Genomic DNA, 21,177 nt, shown 5'->3' with positions numbered 1-21,177 from the left:
GTAGTTCGTGCGTAAGTCCTACCACTACTAATTACCAATTGTTGGCGCACTCAAAGAAACCTTTGGTGCTTCTTTTTGCTGTGCTAAAGTCGGCACTGAATCACGCAACCGCGCTGTTAACTGCACTGTTGTAGCGTCGTACATCTGAGTCAGTAATTTGGGATAAAAACCAATCCCAATAATTGGCACTAACAAACAGGCGATAATAAACACTTCACGAGGTTCAGCATCTATTAAAGCTTGGTGAGAAACTAATTCCTCATTTTCTTGTCCGTAGAAAATTTCTCGCAACATTGACAGCAGATAAATTGGCGTTAAAATCACGCCAACAGCCATCAAAATCACCACGATGACTTTGAATGTAGAGTTATAAGCATCACTCGTAGCAAAGCCCACAAACACCATTAACTCTGCCACAAAACCGCTCATCCCTGGTAATGCCAAAGAAGCCATCGAACAGGCGGTGAACATAGCGAAAATTTTCTGCATCCGTTTACCGACACCGCCCATTTCATCTAACATTAGGGTGTGTGTCCGGTCATAAGTCGCGCCGACGAGGAAGAACAAACTCGCCCCAATCAGCCCGTGGGATACCATTTGTAATACTGCCCCACTTAAGCCCAAATCGGTGAAAGAGGCAATACCAATTGTCACAAAGCCCATATGGGAAATTGAAGAATAAGCAATTTTCCGCTTCAGGTTCCTCTGGGCAAAGGATGTCAAGGCAGCGTAGATAATATTAACTACCCCCAAAACCACCAATACTGGTGCAAAATAAGCGTGGGCATCGGGGAGCATTTGGGCATTCATGCGAATTAAGGCATAACCGCCCATTTTCAGCAGAATACCTGCCAGTAACATGTGTACAGGGGCTGTAGCTTCACCGTGGGCATCTGGTAGCCAGGTATGCAAGGGAATAATCGGTAATTTGACAGCGTAAGCTATCAAGAACCCTGCATATAGTGCCAGTTGGAAATTGAGGGCGAAGTTCTTGAGAGCCAATTCTCGCATATCGAACGTCACCGTATCGCCGTAAAATCCCATTGTCAGGGCAGACAGCAAAATAAACAGCGAGCCGCCTGCGGTGTATAAAATAAACTTGGTCGCTGCGTATTGCCGCTTTTTACCGCCCCAAATTGACAGCAGAAAGTAGATCGGCACCAATTCCAGTTCCCACACCAGGAAAAATAACAGCATATCCTGGACAGCAAATACGGCGATTTGACCGCCATACATCGCCAGAATCAAGAAATAAAATAGCCTGGGCTTGAGCGTCACAGGCCAAGCTGCTAAAATCGCGAGCGTAGTAATGAATCCAGTCAAAATAACTAGGGGCATAGACAAGCCATCTACCCCCACTGACCAATTCAAATTGAGTTGTGGCACCCAAGTATAACTCTCAAACAGCTGCAAATCTGGATTCGAGAAGTCATACTCAGTATAAAAAGCGTAAACAATCAGCGCGAAATCAACTAGCCCCACAATCAGGGAATACCAGCGCACTGTTTTACCGTCTTTATCCGGGATAATCGGAATCAGCAGTGACGCCGCTATCGGGAACAGAATAATCGTCGTCAGCCACGGGAAATTAGCTGTATTCATCTCAATTTGTCTGCAATCAAAATCATGTTTGGCAAAAAGTCACTAGCTATTAACTAGCAGCTTTTTCGCGGTTTGGGCTTCATTGTTAGCTTGATTTAATAAAATTGGCAATCCCCCATCTTTTCTCTTGGGAGTCTCTTTTGACACTTGGGGGGCGGAATGTGGGCTAGGATACTCCAAGTGAAAAATTTACCTAAAAAAGCCGCTAAATTCTCAACTAGAATTCTAGAGATGCGATGCCGGAGGCGGGCTGCGCCATCGCCACCTCCAACAGCTTACCATTTCCACCACTGCGATTCACCTCATCTTAAGCCCCAGCCACACCCCTGATGATTTCTTTTGCTACATTCAGATTGCCACCAATCGGCACGCTGACTGCAATTTTCAGGTATTTGCTTTCTTGACACTCCCCACGGATAAATCCGGGGGATTCCAGCGTCACTGACGTTCCTTGCTTTTGCAGGTCTTCTCACTCGGGGAGACGCCAAGGGCGATGCGACCAACAGAAGTAGAGGGCACATCACTAAAAAGCGTTACTTCCCGGATGCCCGACCGTAGCGTTTGCACGAACGCCAGTTGCCTCAAGTCGGGAAACCCGCCCACGGCACTGGCTCCTTAAAATTACTTTGGCTGCATTAATATCTCTTTGTTCAATTTGGTAATTTATGTTGTTGATTTAACCATCATTAAACAGGTTTTGGAAATCTACGCATATTACACGATGAAGTGCGGAAAGCCGGTTAAATAAATTAATCCCTCCATTTTCAGGATTAGCACTGCAATTAAGCAAGTATAAAAACGATTATTTGAGATAAATGGGTGTTCCTAATGCAGTTGTAAAAATTGTCAAACATCAGATTGTTACCAGTGCCAAAGTCTTCTAAACTGACTGGATAGGTTTTAAGTCTCAACGGCTCTTCATGATGGTCAAAGATACTGAGTACATCAGGCAAGCTGAAGCCACTCGTGTGCAAGTGTTAAGCGAAGCGCTACCTTACATACAACAATTTGCCGGTCGCACCGTGGTGGTCAAATATGGCGGCGCAGCAATGAAAGATAGCAATCTCAAAGATAAAGTCATCCGCGATGTTGTATTTTTATCTTGCGTCGGCTTGCGACCAATTTTAGTTCACGGCGGTGGACCTGAAATTAACAGTTGGTTAGATAAACTGGGAATCGAACCACAATTTAAAAATGGTCTGCGAGTCACTGACGCTGCCACAATGGATGTGGTAGAAATGGTTTTAGTCGGTCGCGTTAATAAAGAAATTGTCGAGTTGATTAACCAAGCTGGGGGCTTGGCAGTCGGACTTTGCGGCAAAGATGGTAATCTGATCACAGCCCGTCCCCAAGGGGAAGAAGGGATTGGCTTTGTCGGAGAAGTCAGCAATGTAAATATCAAAATTTTGAATACACTGGCTAGCAATGGCTATATCCCGGTAGTCTCAAGCGTAGCTGCAGACGATACCGGTCAGGCCTACAATATTAACGCCGATACCGTAGCCGGAGAAATAGCTGCAGCCCTAGGCGCAGAAAAATTAATTTTACTGACAGACACCAGAGGGATTTTAAAAGATTACAAAGATCCGTCTACCTTGATTCCCAAAGTAGACATTCCCGAAGCCCGTGATCTAATTGCAACTGGTATAGTCAGCGGTGGGATGATTCCCAAGGTAAATTGTTGTGTGCGATCGCTTGCTCAAGGCGTCAAAGCTGCACATATTATCGATGGACGCATTCCCCACGCCCTACTACTGGAAATCTTTACAGACGTTGGTATCGGTACCATGATTCTCGCTTCCCAGTTTCATTGACATACTCCCACCCCTCTTGTTGGGGTGGGATTCTGGATTCAAATAGTGATTGCGGTTCTATATTTGTCTCAATTTTGGCAAAATTAAAGCAGTGCCGATTTGTGTGCAGAATGTGAGTGCAGAAAGTTTAGAAATTGCCAAAACCCTCTACCAAACTGGAAAATTAGCCTTTGAAAATGGCCAATACCGGGAAGCTGTGGAAAAATTAGAAAAGGCTACCGCCCTTTTGACACGTAATTCTCGCCTTGGGGGTGAAGTAGAAATCTGGCTGGTGACAGCTTATGAAGCCGCTGGAAGAACAGAAGAGGCGATCGCCCTTTGTCAGCAACTCAAACGCCATCCCTTCTCAGAAACCAACCAACAAGCGAAGCGATTACTCTACATCCTACAAGCACCAAGGCTACAAAGACCCAGCGAATGGATGACCAAAATTCCTGATTTGGGCGCATTGTCCGATAATGAATCCAAAATTCGTGTAACTGTCAATCCTCGCAAATCTTCCCAACAGCAGCGCCCTCAAGAACGAGAATTCGTTGACCTCAGTCAGGTCAATACCAGCGATAATCGCTTTATCTGGCTAGCGCTCATTGTCATTGGTTTAACTCTCTCATACTTGCTTTGGTCGAGTATTTGATCATTTGTCATTTGTCATTTGTCATTTGTCATTTGTCATTTGTCATTGGTCATTGGTCATTGGTCATTTGTCATTGGTCATTTGTCATTGGTCATTTGTCATTTGTCATTTGTCATTGGTCATTGGTCATTGGTCATTGGTCATTGGTCATTGGTCATTTCTAACTACTCTTGACCCTTGACCCTTGACCCTTGACCCTTGACCCTTGACTCTTGACTCTTGACTCTTGACCCTTGACTTTTCAGGAGATTTATAGTAATGAATACATCATTTTTAGGAAAGATTCTAGCTTGGTTAATCAGACCATTTAGTTTCAAACCGATTTTGTGGCTAGTAGTATTAGCTTCGCTATTGCTATCTGGTTGTGTACAGTACGACCTAGGGCTAAATTTTGACAACTCAAATCGTGGCGAACTGGTGCAGCATATTCAATTGGGAGAACGACTAACGAGTTTTAGTGGCGACTATGTATATGATTGGTTGAAAAGCCTAGAAAGTCGCGCCCGCAAAATAGAAGGTAACACGCGGCGAGTTTCTCCAGAAGAAATTATTGTGACAATTCCCTTCAGTAATGGTGAGGAATTGCAAGAGAAGTTCAACAAATTTTTCAATTCCCGTGCTAATCAAAAAACTGACTCAGTAGAAAACGAAACTGCTTCAGAACTGCCAAAAATTGAATCCAACATCATTTTGGAGCAGAACAATTTTTTCTTCTTAGTACGAAACCGATTAGTTTATGACTTGGATTTGCGATCGCTCTCCTTAATTTCTAGCAAAGGCAACGTCCTAGCCAATGCCGGTTCGATTCTCGATTTGGATTTTACCTTAAACACCCCTTGGGGAGCCAAGAATATTCCCATCGCTGAAAATGCGATCGAACCAGAAACAAAGGGAAATCAACTCGTCTGGAAGCTCAATCCCGGTGAACTCAACCACATCGAAGCAGTTTTCTGGCTTCCCAGCCCCGTGGGTATTGGTGCATTGTTAATTATCTTATTTGTCTGGGGAGGACTGTACCTGAGATACAATTTCCTACCAGATCCCAGGATTCAGTTTGCACCCAAAGCTACGGCCATACAGTAGTGCTGAGTGGTGAGTACAGGCGGCAATACTGCGTAGGTTTTGGAATTTCTTGGTTGAGGCAAGCTCTTGGAGCAGGGGGAGAAATGGAGGCTGGCGTTGAGTTTTGCCTCCCCTGCTTCCCCTGCCTCCCCTGCCTCCCCTGCAAATCCTACGCAGTATTGGTACAGGCGGGATTTTGAACAAAACCTACCCCTATTGTACCCACTCCTAACTCCCAACTCCTCAACTAGACTGTCAGGAGTCCCCCACTGTATTCTGTACTCGGAATCAGTGGCGCTCGGAATGGCAGGGGAATTGTGAAACGTCTCCTGACTAATTTTTTGCTTTATTAAGCTATTATCCAGCGCATAAGCTAACCAACATTCAACGAAAAGACGACTATTCAAAACTGGATAATCATTTTTTGGTATCCCTCTGAGGATATCTTTGACAATCTTGGGAAATGAGTTTACAATCATTGTGAATCGAATATATTTTAATCCTTCGCTCAAAATTTACCATATTTTGGGCTGTTTTTATCATTGTTTTTTTAACATTCAACATTTCTGGATTGCGGCTCTTGCGTACTTAGCGTGCTAAATTGATAGGATAATGCCAAGAAAGTAAAGCTCTAATCTCAAAATTACGAAAGTTTCTAAATCCAAATCCACTTCGCTTTATTAACTTCAGTTTATTATTTATTCCTTCTACTACTCCACTGGTAGTCCTTCGTTCAAAATATCCGACTATTTCTCCAAACCACCGTTTAATTGTCTGCACACTTCTTTGATAATATGGTTCAGCTTTTTTTAACCAATTGATTAATTCTAGCGTTCCCGTTACCACATTTTTATTGTCTTCAAATAAATTGTGAAAATCTTCTTTTAATGAATGCATTCTAGCTATTAAAGGAGAAGCTTGTTTAATTCTATTTAATTTATCTTTTTGCTTTTCGGTGAGCTTATTCTCGGCTTTTAGAATTGTAAATTTATTTCCTTTTAAACTTTCAAATACTTTTTTTCTTTCCGGGGCATTTAACTCAGATGCTATTTTCTTTTCTGCTATCCTAGCTCGATTTAATTCTTCATGTACTAATTTAGTAACATGGAACCTATCTACCGTTACAAGGGCGTTTGGACAAATCTTCTCAATTAAAGATTTATAATTGCCTGTCATATCAATACTTACTTCTTCTATTTGTGACAAAACTTTTTCTCCCCACATTCTCATGGTTTTTTTGATTTCAATTTGTTTTCTTTCTTTTACTAAACCTATCAATTTACCTGAATCTATATCTACTAGCACGACAATAAATTTTCCTTGTCCTTTGACCAAACTAATTTCATCTATTCCTAATCTTCTTAAATCTTTGACATCTATTGGCATCACATTTTTAGCTACATCTTCAAGCATTGATATGACTTCTTCATTAGTTAGTCCATTATTTCTTGCCACATTACTTACATTACTATTAATCACTTGTTTGATAATATATTCCGCATATCGGTATGTATACCTCTTTCTTGCTCCTAGAAAATCTAGCTTTTCATTAAATGTTTTTCGGCATTTTTTACACTTGAATCTTCGTCTATTGACATTCAGTATTACTTCAAAATCCCCCATCGGTAAATCTTTCACTAAACATTTTTGATTTTGATGTAAATGTCTTGAGTTTTGACCACAGTGTGGGCACGATGCACTTTTCGCTTTTTTACCTACTGATAGAATTAGGACTTGACCCTCTTGTAGGCTTGATTCTACTAATACTTCAGGCAAATTTAGGAGTTGAGTCATTATTCGTTTCATAATTTATTTTATTAAACATTATTAAAAAATATCTTAACATTTTAGCACGCTAAGTACCCAAGAACCGTTATTATATAGTTAATAAATTGTTATTAGTGGGTTAATTAAGATATAAGTTTCGCTACTTTTGGGTTAAATCACATTGATTAGGGACTTGCACGAAAATAAAATACCAGTTAGAAAAAGCGTAACTACTAAAAATCAATTGCATCAACTCACATCTTGCACCTGGAAGTATGAATGTCAAAACCACAACTACGTGCAAGGGGAGCTAGGCGTTCAATTTCAAGTAAAAGAAGAGACACAACTATTTGGGGAAAGATAGACTCTAAAGCAGTTTGTGCCGCTTGACCCCAATCAGGTGGTGATGGTACCTGAGTATGCAGATAGCTCCAATGGGCTATGAGGTAAGCAGTTAGAGAAAGGATGAGCCAGCGATATACACCAAGCAGAGTCCCTTGCCCAAAACGATGTAAACCGAAGCGATGCTTGGCAGTTTTAAACCATCCTTCGATCTGCCAACGACGTTTACCCCACCATTTGAGAGTAGAAGCTTTTATGGGTCGAGTAGATAAAACAAAACGTTTTTCAAGCTTGCCGTTATCGCGCTTTGAGTAATACCAAGTTACAGTAACAGGAAATTTTAAGCCAACTAAACGAACTTGTTGTCCTGGCTTTTGTAAATCTTTTAAAGCTCTGCCATCAATTAGTTTACGATTAATAGCTACACCTGTAACCGCATGATATTTAAACTTGCGTAGACCGTGAAGAAATTCTACACTGCTAAAAGCTGTATCAGCCAAAATAATTACGCGAAAATGTTCAGTTAAAGATTTAGGTAAACGGTTGATTAGCTTTAATCCTAACTGTGCCGGTGAGGAAGTACCCTTGCCTCTCCAAACTCGGAAGCTCCTTCGCGTAGCGTCTCCCTAAGGAGAAGGTATACGCCACTTTCCTACAACTAAATAAACTCTGAGGGGGCGACGAAATAAGCTAAAACATAGACTCGATAAGCTTCATAGCCCTCAATCCCTGTTGATAATACTTGCGCTTATTACGATTAATTCTCATTAATTCTGTCACTAATTCCATACAAATATCTGTGAAATTGACCCAAGTTTGACCATACAAGCCAACATAAAAACTACTATGTCTCCGCACAGAGCGACCAGACTCTTTAACACGAGCTACATATTTTTGTATTCCTTTATGTTTAATTTTTTGACCCTGAATCATGGCAGAAGTGTAAGCGAGCGTTATCAGTAAAACTAGAGAAATAAATCGGTTGCCTTCAACATTAGTCTCTTCTAAATTATAACCACCTGTTTTAAAATCTCTAAACATTTCTTCTATATCAAATCTTTGTTTATAGGCAGATATTGCCGACTCTAAGTCGTCAAAATTTGTTAAAATAAACCATCCTTCTTTCGGTGCTACTCCATTGATTTTACGTTTCCATTTAGCCGCTACATTAAAGCTCATAAAACCCCGAGTCTTTGTCACTTTAACTCCTTTGATAAAAAAAGAAACTCCCGGTACTAAACCCAGATTTTTTAACTCAACAAAAACATCTTTTTCAACTTGCAAAAACTCATTCTTTTTTAATCGCAAACAAAAATACACATCCAATCCCTGGAGATACTTTGCCAGTTTGACAGAGCAAAATTCTCTATCACCTAATACACAGATTTTATAGTTTTTAAAGATTGGTATTACTTGAGACAATATTTTTTGTTGTTCAGCGATGTTACTATTACCTAATTTTGGCAATAAAGTAAAATATATTGGTACTGCTCTTTTATCCCAAATGATACTCACCATGAATAAATTTATCCGACTCCAATTAGTTCTATCAATTGCTATATAAATAATTTTTTCATCTTTGAAGTATGTTTCCAGCCATTCTTTAATAATGGGAAACCAAACTTTCTCAATGGTGAGATTTGGTAATGATAAAAATCTTTGTATTCTCTTTCTTCTACTCTCAAATTTAACTGCCAAAGGTAGCGCATTTGCTAACTTTTCTAAAGTTACTTCTTTGATTGACTGTAATAGATGGATTAAAATTTTTAGCAGCAAGTATTCTGCTAAACTTAATTGACTTTTTAAGTGGTTTTGGTAGAATGCAGGTAACATTATCATTAGATAGGTCTTATTGACAAAAGTAGACCTATCTTTTTCTACCACAAAACGTTGCCCTCCTTACATACAAAGCTTTTGAGCTTGTTTCGTCGCCCCTTCAGAAATAAACTACAACTATATGTAGACCACGTTTACCATTATAGACTCTTATTAAATCTTCAAACTCTTTGAATTTACCCAGTTTTTCCAGAGTTGTTAGGTCAATGATAACCTGTAAAAATGGTCTACGTCCTTTGCCTGATGCTGATAAAGCCTTGAAAACTGTATCTAATATATGGCTGCGAATAATACGAATCATATCCCTTGTTGACCAAGAATTGATATTTAGAAACCGACTCAATGCACTTGGAGATTTGGCTAATGAGTGTTCGGGTAAAGGATGCCCTTGCGCCGACAAAAATCATCCCAGCATGGCATCAAAATTATCTTTTTGGTATTGCGTCGGCATTAACTCTTTGAGATTGTATACTAGCTTTTGGGCGTAGGTAAGCATTGTTCTTGCGATAAAAAATTCAATATTTCACGCCCTTTTTCTCATACTTCCTGCTATCAAAGCAAATTCAGATTTTGGAATTAAAGTTAGCGATACGCCTTCGGCGTCAAGCGGAGCTTATCGCAGTCTGGGATGACACAAATAGTCATAGCTCCATCTTGTCTTCCCGGAAACTAACTATGTAATATTACTGTTCTAAAGGTCTTTGTTTAACTGTTATGTACTTACAATGTCATCTTCATCTTATGTTATATTTTTGAATTCCTTATTTGCCTTTTGCGGGTTTGTTCGGTCAGGTGCAAGATGTGAGGTAATCTATTAACCCAAGTTTTGGTATTGTCAACCCGACTTTGTAGGCTTGGTGCTAACCATCCTTCTGGGCGTGTTCTATTTAAGAATCTTGGCTTTCTGTAACGAGTTTTCCTAGTGCGTCTACTGCGTCTTAATTGTCGCCTAGCTGTTAAAGCTTCTCTGATTGCAAAGCCGCGATGCTTTAATTCAGCAGCAAATACAACTTCTCCTGTAGAATCGTTAACTAATGCAATTCCCGTGAATTTTGCGCCAGGGTCAAGTTTTAACCTTAGCGGTGTTCTAGGCAATTCAGTACGTGACGTATGCAGAATAATTGTGAATGGGAATCGGCGATAAATAGAAGCTTTTTTGTTCCTTAACAATTGCCTTGCTTGTGCTGGATGAATTGGGCTTAATGGTCTGTATATAGTGTCTAAAATAAATACTCTGGACATTGCTGTCCCTCCTTACGGGTAATGTTAGCCTGGACAATGATTTAAAGGCTTTTTACGCTAACAGCACTGACTCAAACCCAATGATTCTGTTTAACTGTTAACCTCAGAGCTATAAACTGGCTGCGTATTCGTAGGTGAGATGACCTAAAAATCGTAGTACTCAAGGTACTTAGTCGGGTAAACTCTGGGCTTTTAAAGCCCCCACTGTACCTGTACTCAGGTCAGTGGTGGGTAGTTTACGGTGATAACCGCTCAATTTTCCAACTGCCATGATCTAAGCGAGTATAGAGCAAGCGATCGTGCAGGCGGCTGGGGCGTCCTTGCCAAAACTCAATTTCTGCGGGGATCACTCGCAAGCCTCCCCAATGAGGTGGGCGGGGAATATCTTGATTATCATATCGGCGCTGAAAGTCTTGCCAACGTTGCTCCAGCACTTCTCGACTTTCTATGACTTCGCTTTGATTAGATACCCAGGCACCGAGACGACTGTTTTCAGGACGACTGTCATAATACTTATCTGACTCGTTTTCCGAAATTTTCTCTACGCGCCCACAAATACGGACTTGGCGTTCCAATTCTACCCACCAGAAAACCAAGGCCGCCTGGGGGTTTTCTGCGAGTTCTTGACCTTTGCGGCTATTGTAATTGGTGAAAAAAACAAAGCCGCGTTCATCAAAATCTTTGAGCAGCACCATTCTAGCTGCAGGCTTACCATCTGGCGTCGCCGTGGCTATAGTCATCGCGTTGGGTTCAGGAAGTTGGGCTGCTAGTGCCTGCTGGAACCATTTTGTAAATTGTATAAAAGGATTATTGTTAACGTCTGTTTCGTTTAAACCTTCCAAGGAGTAGTCTTTGCGAAGGTCGGCTATTGTTTGATCCATCGTGATTTACTTCCTGTTGATCAGATACACATATACATCTGTGGGTTAAAAATATCTATGATGATGATCAGCGCCAGCACCAGTTCATCAAATTTTCTCACCGAGTCTTAAAAACAGATTACACCAGATGCGCCGTTCAGCCTCCCTGCAACGTTTGTTAATCTATGGTCTGAGCGGTCCGATTATCGCTCTGAATATCTGGTTGCTGTCGGTACTGTTTCACTACTTCCAGCATCCCATCACCATCCTGAGTACAGCGGCAATTCTAGCTTTTTTACTAAATTACCCGGTTAAATTTTTTGAACGCGCTCGGATCAGTCGCACTCAGGCGGTGATCATCGTTTTGCTTGTCACGTTAACACTGTTGGTGATTCTGGGCGTTACCCTAGTTCCATTGGTAATTGACCAAACAATTCAACTGTTAAATAAGATTCCTGATTGGTTAGCCACTAGTCAAAGAAACTTGGAGCAGTTTGAAGAATTGGCGAAACAGCGCCGTCTACCGCTGGATCTGAAGATTGTCAGTAGTCAAATCAATACCAACATCCAGAGTCTGGTGCAGCAAATAGCTTCCGGTGCCGTAGGATTCGCTGGGACGCTGTTATCAGGACTACTTGATATAGTGTTAGTAGTCGTGCTGGCATTTTATATGCTTGTATATGGAGATCAAGTTTGGTTGGGATTGGTCAAGCTTTTACCAGCTTATCTGAGATTACCCTTGACCAAATCTTTACGGCTCAATTTCCAGAATTTTTTCCTCAGTCAGTTGTTGTTGGGGCTATTCATGATAATCAGCCTCACGCCAATTTTTTTAGCACTTAAAGTGCCGTTTGCCCTCTTGTTTGCTATATTAATCGGTATTTCCGAACTCATACCCTTTATCGGGGCAACTTTAGGCATTGGCCTGGTGACGATGTTGGTACTACTGCAAAATTGGTGGTTGGCAGTGCAAGTTGCCTTAGCCGCAATTATCATGCAGCAGATTAAAGATAACCTGTTAGCCCCTAGGTTACTGGGCAACTTTATCGGACTCAATCCCATCTGGATTTTTGTGGCTATTTTAATGGGATTCGAGATTGCTGGATTATTGGGGACACTAGTAGCAGTGCCGATTGCAGGTACTATCAAAGGCACTTTCGATGCTCTCAAAACCAGCAATTCAGGTGATTTTACATCACCTTTCAGTATTGCTGATGATTATCCTGCTGACGAAGATTAGTGGTGATAATTGCTACTTGATTACCACCAAACAATAACTAGATGAAGGGTGATGATTTATTTTGAATTCCCTGAAATTTTTAATTGATTTTTTAAGTATAAAAATATCATGCTATACTATGTAATTTAGGATAGTAATTTTACTATGGGTTGTTTGCTGATAAGATTTGTATGTCTGAGAAAGTCTCAAATCAAAACTTCCGCAATCTGAAAGCACAATTCAGAATGGTGTTGATTACAATCATCCGGAGACTTTAGTCATTACCATCGAAAGTCCAATGAAACAAATAAACTTTGTACTAATTTTTATCGTTTGTTTAGCCTTGGTTGTATTTGCCATTCAAAACACTGAACTAGGGACAGTTCATGTTATTCCAGGCATCCAAGTGCAAGCTCCTATGGCAGTTGAGTTGCTGTTAGCATTTGGTTTAGGAGGAGTTTTTGCTTGGCTATTTAGTATCTGGACACAGTTGCTAAGATATTTAATATCAAGTAAAAAAGTGCGGCAAAAAAATGTCCAAATTAAGGAGTTAGAGACGAAGGTACAAAAGTATCAAGCAGAAATTAAAACGTTACAACCTGCCCTACCGCCAGCAAGTGATTCGCTCACAAAAGAAGCATAAACACTCGTCCAATAACTCTATTGTTTAATAATTGATGGATGCTTCCGAGTTATTAGAAACAATTACACTTCTCATTCACCAAGCAGAAAGAGGGGAAATAGACCCTTGGGATGTCCAGGTAATTGAAGTGATTGATCGTTATCTAGAACTAATGGCACCAGAAGCGACGCCAAGGGGCTACGAAGCCGATTTATCCCAATCTGGTCAGGCTTTTTTGTCAGCCTCAATGCTAGTGTTATTCAAGGCAAATACCTTGATGCAATTACAATCAGCAGCAGATGAACCTGAAGGTATAGAAGATGATACTCTATTAGAAGGTGAAACTGGGCTATTACAACAGGCGCAACGCCTGCAATTAGAGCGGCATTTGCGTCGTCGTCCAGCCGCAATGCCGCCCCAAAAACGCCGTGTGACGCTGCAAGAGTTGATTGACCAATTGCAAATCATGGCCAATCAGCTCAAGCTTGTACAAAAAGACACAAAACCGATTCGTCCTCGGCGTCAGCCCAGTGTCCAAAGTATGCGAGCGGCGTTAGAATTGGCGCACCAGGAAAATCTTACGGAAGTAGCTGGAGAACTAGAGCAGGTGTTAATTCATTCAACGGTTGAGCTAAATTTAGGGCAAAGTTGGTTGAATTTAGAGCAGCTAGTAGATTTGTGGCATCAGACAAAGCAACCCCAGCAACACCAGTCTGCCCATGAGTCAGAACATACCCACCTAGTAAGTGTATTCTGGGCACTATTACTGTTGTCGGCTCAATCCAAAGTAGAGCTATTTCAAGAGGAGTTTTACCAAGAGATTAAAATTCGGTTACTGCTACCTAAACTGTAGACCAATATGCTCATCTGTCCTCTGGGTGAGGTTTCATGGGATCAAGTCGGCTTACCAAAAAACGGGATGAAAGCCCCTGGCTTTAGACATGGGGATGAAATCCAAGGCTGTTTCAACAGCCGTCAAAATTCATTATTGTATTCATTTGTGAAGCATAAAATGTCTGAAGAAATAATCTATGGCTGTCAACAAAATTTAATTAGCCCAGATAAAGAATTAGCTGCTGTTCTGGAGTTTATTTGTTCCGAGTCTAACAAGCTAACCAATTCTGGAATATACTACGCTAGACAATTATTCTTTAAAACCAAAAAGATTGTCGGCAAGTATGACTTAGAAGCTGAGTACAAAACTAATCCTCATTTCCAAGCTTTGTATTCCCAAGCAGCACAACAAATCCTCAGAAGTGTAGCAGAATCCTTTAAATCATTTAAGGAGTTGTCAAACAGGTTTAGAAGAGGAGAACTGAAGAACAAACCATTTCCTCCTAACTATCGTAAACCTAAAGGGTTAGCATTAGTAACATATCCTAAGCAGGCATTGAAGTTAATAGATGGATTGATTAGGATTCCATTAGGTAATACGGTTAAGAGATGGTTTAAGTTGGATAGCTTCACCTTAATAATGCCATCTAATCTAAAGTTTGAAGACATTAAGGAATTGAGAATACTTCCACGTAACCGATGTTTTTATGTAGAATTTGTCTATGAACAGAAATCTGTTGATCTGGTTAGCTTAGACTCGTCAAAGGTATTGGGCATAGACCACGGGGTAGGTAATTGGTTAACTTGTGTGTCTAATATAGGGACAAGTTTTATTGTTGACGGATTAAAACTTAAAAGCATTAATCAGTTCTACAACAAACAAATAGCTACTATCAAAGAGGGTCAGCCACAAGGTTTTTGGTCTAACAAGCTTGCTGCCATAACAGAAAAGCGTAATCGGCAGATGCGAGACGCAGTTAACAAAGTAGCTAGAATTGTGATCAACCACTGCTTAGTTAATAAGATTGGGACTGTTGTTTTTGGCTGGAACGAAGGTCAAAAAGATAGCAGCAATATGGGAAAAAACAACAATCAAAAGTTTGTTCAGATCCCGACAGCGAAATTGAAAGCTAGGATAGCTCAATTATGTGAGCAATATGGAATTCAATTTGTAGAAACCGAAGAAAGCTACACTTCACAAACATCGTTTCTAGATAATGATGTGCTACCTAAGTTCGGTGAAAAACCTGATAGGTGGCACTCCAGTGGTCAGCGAGTTGTGCGTGGATTGTTCAAGACAGCAAAAAATCTTTTAATTAATGCTGATTGTAACGGTGCTGCAAATGTTGCACGTAAAGTAGCGGCGACTCTAGGCTTAGACCTAGCAGGAGTCAGTAGAGGCGCTTTGAGTACGCCTTTAAGGGTTCATTTTTGGACTCCTTAAGAATCCCCCGGATTTATCCGTGGGGAGTTTCAAACATTTTTGCTTCAGCCGACCCCAAAATCCTAGTAAATTGAAATAATCACCAATAACTGGTCATTAGGCTATCGCTATGGTTGTAAAAACCAGAAAATTGCTGTTATCCCTGTGTTTAGAGATAACTGAGAGCAGAAAAAAACAGTGCTGATTAAGTATCATTCAATGAAAGTAAACTGGCTTTTGGTTGAGGAATAAATTTTTATGAAAGCAATGATTCTTGCAGCGGGTAAGGGTACTCGCGTGCGTCCGATTACTTATACAATTCCCAAACCGATGATTCCGATCCTGCAAAAGCCAGTGATGGAATTTTTGCTGGAACTTTTACGCCAACATGGGTTTGATCAGATTATGGTCAACGTTAGCCATTTGGCTGCGGAAATTGAAAACTATTTCCGTGACGGTCAGCGGTTTGGTGTGCAAATTGCCTATTCTTTTGAAGGGGAAATTGTGGACGGTACACTGGTGGGACAAGCCGTCGGTTCCGCCGGTGGGATGCGCCGCATCCAAGACTTCTCGCCGTTTTTTGACGATACCTTTGTGGTGTTGTGCGGTGATGCGTTGATTGACTTGGATTTAAGTGCAGCAGTAAAGTGGCATCGAGCCAAGGGGGCGATCGCTACTATTATCACAAAATCCGTCCCGCGAGAAGAAGTTTCTAGCTATGGTGTAGTCGTCACCGACGAAGATGGACGCATCAAAGCTTTCCAAGAAAAACCCTCAACGGAAGAAGCTCTCAGCACTAACATCAACACAGGTATTTACATTTTCGAGCCAGAGGTATTTAATTATATACCTTCCGGCATCGAATATGACATCGGCGGTCAACTATTCCCCCACCTAGTAGAAATCGATGCTCCCTTCTACGCCATCCCGATGGACTTTGAATGGGTAGATATTGGGAAAGTCCCAGACTATTGGCGGGCGATTCGCGGTGTACTACTGGGTGAAATTAAAAACGTCCAAATCCCTGGTCATGAAGTCGCACCGGGAATCTATACTGGCTTAAATGTCGCTGTGAATTGGGATAAAGTGGATATCACAGGCCCAGTTTACATCGGCGGTATGACCAGGATTGAAGACGGTGCTAAAATCGTCGGTCCAGCCATGATTGGCCCCAACTGCTGGATATGCAGTGGTGCAATGGTAGAAAACAGCGTGATTTTTGAATGGTCGCGACTCGGACCTGGAGCTAGCTTGGTGGATAAGCTGGTGTTTGGGCGTTACTGCGTCGATAAAACAGGCGCAACCATTGATGTCCAAGCCGCAGCCTTAGACTGGTTAATTAGCGATGCTCGTAAGACAGTATCATCTCAGACCCCTGTAGAGCGACAAGCGATCGCCGAATTGCTAGAGACAAACGTTAGTTAGTCAAGGGTCAAGGGTCAAGGGTCAAGGGTCAAGGGTCAAGGGTCAAGGGTCAAGGGTCAATATTTGAACTCTGGACTTTTTGACTCTGGACTTTTTGACCCTTGACCACTAACTATTGAGATACGTATATCTTCGGAGACTCTGCTCGTAGGTTTGTAGCAGTCTTTGCGATTCTGCTAGCGTGATGCGCTTTTCCTCTAGGGCTTTTTCGCAACGCTGGCGGATATTTTCCACCATATCCTCCGAGTCATATTGCACGTAGCTGACCACTTCACTCATGGTGTCGCCTTTGACAACATGTTCAATCTGGTAGCCTTTGGGGGTCAATTGGATATGAACGGCGTTGGTATCGCCAAACAAGTTATGCAAATTACCCATGATTTCTTGGTAAGCTCCGTTGAGGAACATCCCCAGATAGTAGGGTTCTCCTTGTTTGTAGGGGTGCAATTCTAACACCGATTTGACATCGCGCAGGTCGATAAATCGGTCGATTTTACCATCACTATCGCAGGTGAGGTCTGCCAAAATTCCCCGCCGCGTTGGTTCTTCGTCTAAGCGGTGTAGGGGCATAATAGGGAATAATTGGTCAATTGCCCAGCAATCTGGTGCTGATTGAAACACTGAAAGATTGATGTAGTAGATGGAAGCCATGATTTTTTCCAGGTCTTCCAATTCATCGGGTACGTATTCTTGTTGTCTAGTAATGTCAAGGATTTTTTTGCAGCAAGCCCAGTAAAGTCGCTCGGCTTTGGCTCGTTCTCTCAGACGCAAAATGCCTAAATTGAAGCGGCTAATGGCTTCTTCTTTAAATTGCGTGGCGTCGTGATAGAACTCCTGATAATTTTCTTTGTTAATCGATTGGTAGGTTTCCCAGAGGTAATTAATTACTGGGGATTCTCCCTCTTGTGGAGGTTCTGGGGGATCAAAGGGGACATCACTGGTGCTGAGAACGTCAAAAATTAGCACCGACTGATGGGAGGCGATCGCCCTACCACTTTCACTAATCAGTGTTGGCACGGTAATCTGCCGTTCAGCACAGGTATCTTTTAACTCTGCCACGATGTCGTTGGCATAGTTCTGCATGTTGTAATTTTTCGAGGCGTAGAAGTTGGTTTGCGAACCGTCATAATCTACACCCAAGCCACCACCGACATCGAGGTATTTCATATCTGCCCCCAGCATCGCTAATTCCACATAGATGCGGCTAGCTTCTTGGATGGCATCTTTAATCACATTAATCGCCGAGATTTGCGAGCCGATATGGAAGTGCATCAACTGCAAAGAATCGAGCAACTCAGCCTGGCGTAATTTGTCCACAGCCTCGATAATTTCAGGCATTGTCAGACCAAATTTAGCGCGATCGCCGCTCGATGTTCCCCACCGTCCCATACCTTGGGTACTGAGTTTAGCACGAACTCCCAAAATAGGCTTAATTCCCAGCTGGCGATTAGCAGCAATCACCAGATCGACCTCTTCAATCTGTTCTAAGACGATAATTGGTGTTTGCCCTAGTCTTTGGGCTAACATCGCCGTTTCGATGTATTCTTGGTCTTTGTAGCCGTTGCAAATTAACAAAGCTCCTGGGGTATCCAGCAAAGCCAGAGCGATCATTAATTCTGGCTTGGAACCGGCTTCTAAGCCAAATTGATGCGGCTTACCAAACCGGACTAAATCTTCAATTAAATGGCGTTCCTGGTTGCACTTGACGGGAAACACGCCACGATAGACCCCAGGGTAATTGTAGCGGGCGATCGCTTTGGCAAAACAAGCATTCAACCGCTCAATGCGATCTTCCAAAATATCAGAAAAGCGGATCAACATGGGAAGCCCCAAATTCCGCTGCTTCAAGGCGTTGACCAATTCAAACAAGTCTAAAGAACCGCCACGATCTCCCTTGGGAGAAACAGTGATATGACCAGCAGCGCTAATCGAAAAATAAGGCTGTCCCCATCCTTCAATGCGGTAAAGAGCTTCGCTATCCTCAATTTTCCAAGACCGAGGCAAATCTTCTGTAGTACTACTACTAGGTGGTAACAACTTTTTTTGCCTTTGATTTCTTGTTTCAAACTTTTGGTGTCCATTGGCGGACAGCTTAACTACCTCATCAGATGCAGCAGTTGACTCAACACCCATTTCTTCGTGACCTCTTTGTTTCACCCACGAATTATCAATTTAACGCATTCGTTTGAGAAGTGATATGCACTCAGGGATAATTTGTAAGATACACTCTGATTGGTCATTGGTCATTGGTCATTGGTCATTGGTCATTGGTCATTGGTCATTGGTCATTGGTCATTGGTCATTGGTCATTGGTCATTAGTCATTGGTCATTGGTCATAAGTTGTCTAGATGAATCAAACCTCGACAAAAGGCTAAAAATCAACGACAAAGGACAAATGACAAATGACAAAGGACAAATAAAAATTTTCTCAAATTTTAGGAGTTAGCTTTGGAACGCTCATTTATCGCGATTAAACCTGACGGCGTACAGCGCGGACTGATAAGTGAAATTATCCGTCGCTTTGAAACTAAAGGCTTTACCCTTGTTGGTTTGAAATTCCTCAAACCCAGCCGCGAATTAGCTGAACAACACTATGATGTTCATAGAGAAAGACCCTTTTTCGCTGGTTTAGTAGAATTTATCACTTCCGGCCCCGTAGTAGCGATGGTATGGGAAGGTGATGGTGTTATCGCCTCCGCTAGAAAACTCATTGGTGCGACAAACCCCTTGAATGCAGAACCAGGGACGATTCGCGGCGATTTAGGAATTAACATTGGTCGTAACATCATCCACGGTTCCGATGCTCCAGAAACAGCGCAAAAGGAAATTGCTCTGTGGTTTAAGGATGAAGAATTGGTAAGTTGGGAACCCCAGTTAACGCCTTGGTTACATGAGTAGGGGATGGGGGGATGGGGAGATGGGGAGGATAACTCCTAATACCATTTCACCAAAACCCTGATACATATAGAAGCGAGTAGGGGCACGGCATTGCCGTGCCCCTACGTATTTATATCGTAATTCAAGTGAACCGGTATAATATCAAATCCGGTTGATTGCATATGGTATATGTAGGGGCACAGCACTGCTGTGCCCCTACCTTTTGTGTGACTCCTCACTCCCCACTCAGCGGAAGCATCAAGCACTGCTTACTTTGACACTTCGGTCTTTTCAGGTGTTTCTTGCGGTAATTCGACGACATTCCGCTGAGAAAAACCCCAAGTTAAAATTAAGCCAATTGCCGTAATCATTATCCATTCTGGTGGGACTAAAGCATCGTTGACCACTTTTAACAACAGGCGTAAACCTACTAAAGCCACAGTAATATAGCCTGCGTCTTCTAGGTTCTTAAATTCGTCTAGCCAACGGATAAATAATTCCGCCATGAATCGCAGGGTGATAATCCCAATTGTTGTCCCTGTGAGTACCAACCAGGTTTCTTGAGAAACGGCGATCGCTGTGGTAACACTATCCAAGGAAAATGCTAAGTCTGTTAAAGCAATTACTGGTATTACTTGCAACAAAGAAGTAAATCGTGGTCCATGATGCTGATTTTCGTCGTCTTCTTCAGATGTGAAGTGTTGGAATACTAGCCACAGCAGGTAACCTGCACCTAATAACTCAAATTGCCAGAAATTTTGCACCCAGGTAGCGGTCAGTAGTAAAGTGATTCGTAGGACATAAGCGACAACTAAACCCAAGTTTAGAGCTTGCTGCTCAAGTTTTTTGTCTTCCAAACCCTGGGCGATAGCCGCAAGGGCGATCGCATTATCAGCTGATAGCACCGCCTCTAACAATACCAGGATCAGCAGCACAATAGGTGCTTCAACACTAAAGTGAAAGTGAAGGTAATCAAAAATTTGGTCTAGCATCCCAGGTATCTCTAGCAGGTAAAATTAAAAATTTAACAGCAACCGGAAACTTAATCTAAAATTTCCCATAAATTTCTACACTCCTACAGCTTAACGTGGTTAGGCTGCATTTTGAAGATCGTCCTATACATGCGATCGCACTACCTGTAGGTTTTTTGCGATGTAATTCAATATACTAATAATTTTAAAATTTCGCTGGATTTGGTGAGTGACGGTTGACGGTTGACTGCTAACCCTCAACTATAGCTTGATTTGTTAACGATAGAGCCAAATATTGGCATCAACAAAGTATCGCACCGGATCACCAGCGTTCATTCGCTTGTTCTCTGGTAAGTGGTTTGAAACCTGCAATCTGGATCGGATTTGCGGTTAACTGGGCGATGATACCCTTGTCTGGAGCGGGTTGTAAAATAACGATTTGCACCATTTCGGCGTTGTGTATCTCGTCTTGATACTCAACAGGAATTTCGGTTTTGCCATTGTTGATTCTAGCTTTAAAGTGTGTGTTGATAGTCATAGGTCAAGCTTTACTGAGTTTACTTATTAGATTTATGGAGAATAAAATAGCCCTGTCTATAATTGTAGCTACTGTTTCTTATTCCCCATTATCTATTTTTTGAATTCA

At 41.8% G+C, this 21,177-nt stretch carries 20 protein-coding genes and 2 pseudogenes; 10 read left to right on the top strand and 12 right to left on the bottom strand.

Translation table 11 applies throughout. The features are described 5' to 3' along the window. Positions 1 to 27 precede the first annotated feature (27 nt). Together ndhD1 and HEQ19_31330 are read right to left on the bottom strand one after the other, a co-directional pair. Positions 28 to 1,602 (bottom strand): photosynthetic/respiratory NAD(P)H-quinone oxidoreductase subunit D1, encoded by a 1,575-nt coding sequence (ndhD1, locus tag HEQ19_25250; protein WYM02301.1) that lies wholly within the window; start codon positions 1,600 to 1,602, stop codon positions 28 to 30. Positions 1,603 to 1,909: 307 nt separating this feature from the next. Further along, a complete protein-coding gene (locus HEQ19_31330) occupies positions 1,910 to 2,044 on the bottom strand; it encodes a hypothetical protein (GenBank protein WZI67013.1) in 135 nt (44 codons plus the stop codon). 478 nt (positions 2,045 to 2,522) lie between these two features. On the opposite strand from HEQ19_31330, the gene argB reads away from it, so the two are divergent. The 4 genes from argB (at position 2,523) to HEQ19_25230 (ending at position 5,133) form a co-directional block, all read left to right on the top strand. Continuing rightward, entirely contained in the window at positions 2,523 to 3,416 is an 894-nt protein-coding gene (gene argB / locus HEQ19_25245) for an acetylglutamate kinase (protein WYM03607.2), read from the top strand. A 112-nt stretch (positions 3,417 to 3,528) separates the two neighbouring features. Then, a complete protein-coding gene (locus HEQ19_25240; GenBank protein WYM03606.1) occupies positions 3,529 to 4,050 on the top strand; it encodes a tetratricopeptide repeat protein in 522 nt (173 codons plus the stop codon). Positions 4,051 to 4,054: 4 nt separating this feature from the next. After that, positions 4,055 to 4,231: a hypothetical protein gene (locus tag HEQ19_25235; GenBank protein ID WYL98130.1), complete on the top strand. Its 177-nt coding sequence runs from the start codon at positions 4,055 to 4,057 to the stop codon at positions 4,229 to 4,231. A 77-nt stretch (positions 4,232 to 4,308) separates the two neighbouring features. Then, positions 4,309 to 5,133 (top strand): DUF3153 domain-containing protein, encoded by an 825-nt coding sequence (locus tag HEQ19_25230; protein WYM02300.1) that lies wholly within the window; start codon positions 4,309 to 4,311, stop codon positions 5,131 to 5,133. 329 nt (positions 5,134 to 5,462) lie between these two features. Here HEQ19_25230 and HEQ19_25225 read toward each other — a convergent pair. The 7 genes and pseudogenes from HEQ19_25225 to pdxH all read right to left on the bottom strand — a co-directional run bounded on the left by HEQ19_25225 (position 5,463) and on the right by pdxH (position 11,180). After that, positions 5,463 to 5,591: pseudogene (locus HEQ19_25225) on the bottom strand (IS4 family transposase). Between the two features lie 109 nt (positions 5,592 to 5,700). Beyond that, positions 5,701 to 6,906 (bottom strand): ISL3 family transposase, encoded by a 1,206-nt coding sequence (locus tag HEQ19_25220; protein WYM02299.1) that lies wholly within the window; start codon positions 6,904 to 6,906, stop codon positions 5,701 to 5,703. A 227-nt stretch (positions 6,907 to 7,133) separates the two neighbouring features. Continuing rightward, entirely contained in the window at positions 7,134 to 7,769 is a 636-nt protein-coding gene (locus HEQ19_25215) for a transposase (GenBank protein WYM03605.1), read from the bottom strand. A 142-nt stretch (positions 7,770 to 7,911) separates the two neighbouring features. Further along, complete coding sequence (locus HEQ19_25210) at positions 7,912 to 9,054, bottom strand: IS4 family transposase (protein WYM03604.1); 1,143 nt, start codon at positions 9,052 to 9,054, stop codon at positions 7,912 to 7,914. Positions 9,055 to 9,157: 103 nt separating this feature from the next. Next, positions 9,158 to 9,457 carry a hypothetical protein gene (locus tag HEQ19_25205; protein ID WYM02298.1) on the bottom strand — a complete coding sequence of 100 codons (300 nt, stop codon included), beginning with the start codon at positions 9,455 to 9,457 and terminating at the stop codon, positions 9,158 to 9,160. A 392-nt stretch (positions 9,458 to 9,849) separates the two neighbouring features. Next, a pseudogene (gene iscB, locus HEQ19_25200) lies at positions 9,850 to 10,299 on the bottom strand (RNA-guided endonuclease IscB). Positions 10,300 to 10,535: 236 nt separating this feature from the next. After that, a complete protein-coding gene (gene pdxH / locus HEQ19_25195) occupies positions 10,536 to 11,180 on the bottom strand; it encodes a pyridoxamine 5'-phosphate oxidase (GenBank protein WYM02297.1) in 645 nt (214 codons plus the stop codon). A gap of 127 nt (positions 11,181 to 11,307) precedes the next feature. Here pdxH and HEQ19_25190 point away from each other — a divergent pair, with 127 nt between their 5' ends. The 5 genes from HEQ19_25190 (at position 11,308) to HEQ19_25170 (ending at position 16,682) form a co-directional block, all read left to right on the top strand. Continuing rightward, the gene (locus HEQ19_25190; GenBank protein WYM02296.1) at positions 11,308 to 12,399 is read left to right on the top strand and encodes an AI-2E family transporter; all 1,092 of its coding nucleotides are present in this window, start codon (positions 11,308 to 11,310) and stop codon (positions 12,397 to 12,399) included. A 277-nt stretch (positions 12,400 to 12,676) separates the two neighbouring features. Beyond that, positions 12,677 to 13,021 (top strand): LapA family protein, encoded by a 345-nt coding sequence (locus HEQ19_25185; GenBank protein ID WYM02295.1) that lies wholly within the window; start codon positions 12,677 to 12,679, stop codon positions 13,019 to 13,021. A 34-nt stretch (positions 13,022 to 13,055) separates the two neighbouring features. Next, positions 13,056 to 13,853 (top strand): ScpA family protein, encoded by a 798-nt coding sequence (locus HEQ19_25180; protein ID WYM03603.1) that lies wholly within the window; start codon positions 13,056 to 13,058, stop codon positions 13,851 to 13,853. A gap of 159 nt (positions 13,854 to 14,012) precedes the next feature. Continuing rightward, the gene (locus HEQ19_25175) at positions 14,013 to 15,278 is read left to right on the top strand and encodes a transposase (protein ID WYM02294.1); all 1,266 of its coding nucleotides are present in this window, start codon (positions 14,013 to 14,015) and stop codon (positions 15,276 to 15,278) included. A gap of 237 nt (positions 15,279 to 15,515) precedes the next feature. Then, positions 15,516 to 16,682 (top strand): NDP-sugar synthase, encoded by a 1,167-nt coding sequence (locus tag HEQ19_25170; GenBank protein WYM02293.1) that lies wholly within the window; start codon positions 15,516 to 15,518, stop codon positions 16,680 to 16,682. 108 nt (positions 16,683 to 16,790) lie between these two features. Here the strand turns inward: HEQ19_25170 and speA are convergent, their stop codons facing one another. Beyond that, positions 16,791 to 18,815, bottom strand: coding sequence for a biosynthetic arginine decarboxylase (gene speA, locus HEQ19_25165; GenBank protein WYM03602.1), 2,025 nt, complete (start codon positions 18,813 to 18,815; stop codon positions 16,791 to 16,793). Positions 18,816 to 19,131: 316 nt separating this feature from the next. Between speA and ndk the strand changes: the two genes are divergently transcribed. Beyond that, on the top strand, positions 19,132 to 19,581 hold the full coding sequence (gene ndk, locus HEQ19_25160; protein ID WYM02292.1) for a nucleoside-diphosphate kinase: 450 nt from the start codon (positions 19,132 to 19,134) through the stop codon (positions 19,579 to 19,581). A 248-nt stretch (positions 19,582 to 19,829) separates the two neighbouring features. On the opposite strand, the gene HEQ19_25155 is transcribed toward ndk, so the two are convergent. Both HEQ19_25155 and HEQ19_25150 read right to left on the bottom strand, forming a co-directional pair. Further along, positions 19,830 to 20,552, bottom strand: a complete 723-nt coding sequence (locus tag HEQ19_25155) for a hypothetical protein (protein WYM02291.1) — start codon at positions 20,550 to 20,552, stop codon at positions 19,830 to 19,832. A 301-nt stretch (positions 20,553 to 20,853) separates the two neighbouring features. Continuing rightward, the gene (locus tag HEQ19_25150; GenBank protein ID WYM02290.1) at positions 20,854 to 21,069 is read right to left on the bottom strand and encodes a hypothetical protein; all 216 of its coding nucleotides are present in this window, start codon (positions 21,067 to 21,069) and stop codon (positions 20,854 to 20,856) included. Positions 21,070 to 21,177: the final 108 nt, after the last annotated feature.

The sequence above is a fragment of the Gloeotrichia echinulata CP02 genome (assembly GCA_038087035.1).
Lineage (GTDB): Bacteria > Cyanobacteriota > Cyanobacteriia > Cyanobacteriales > Nostocaceae > Gloeotrichia > Gloeotrichia echinulata.
This window is presented reverse-complemented; position numbering and strand designations above follow the sequence as displayed.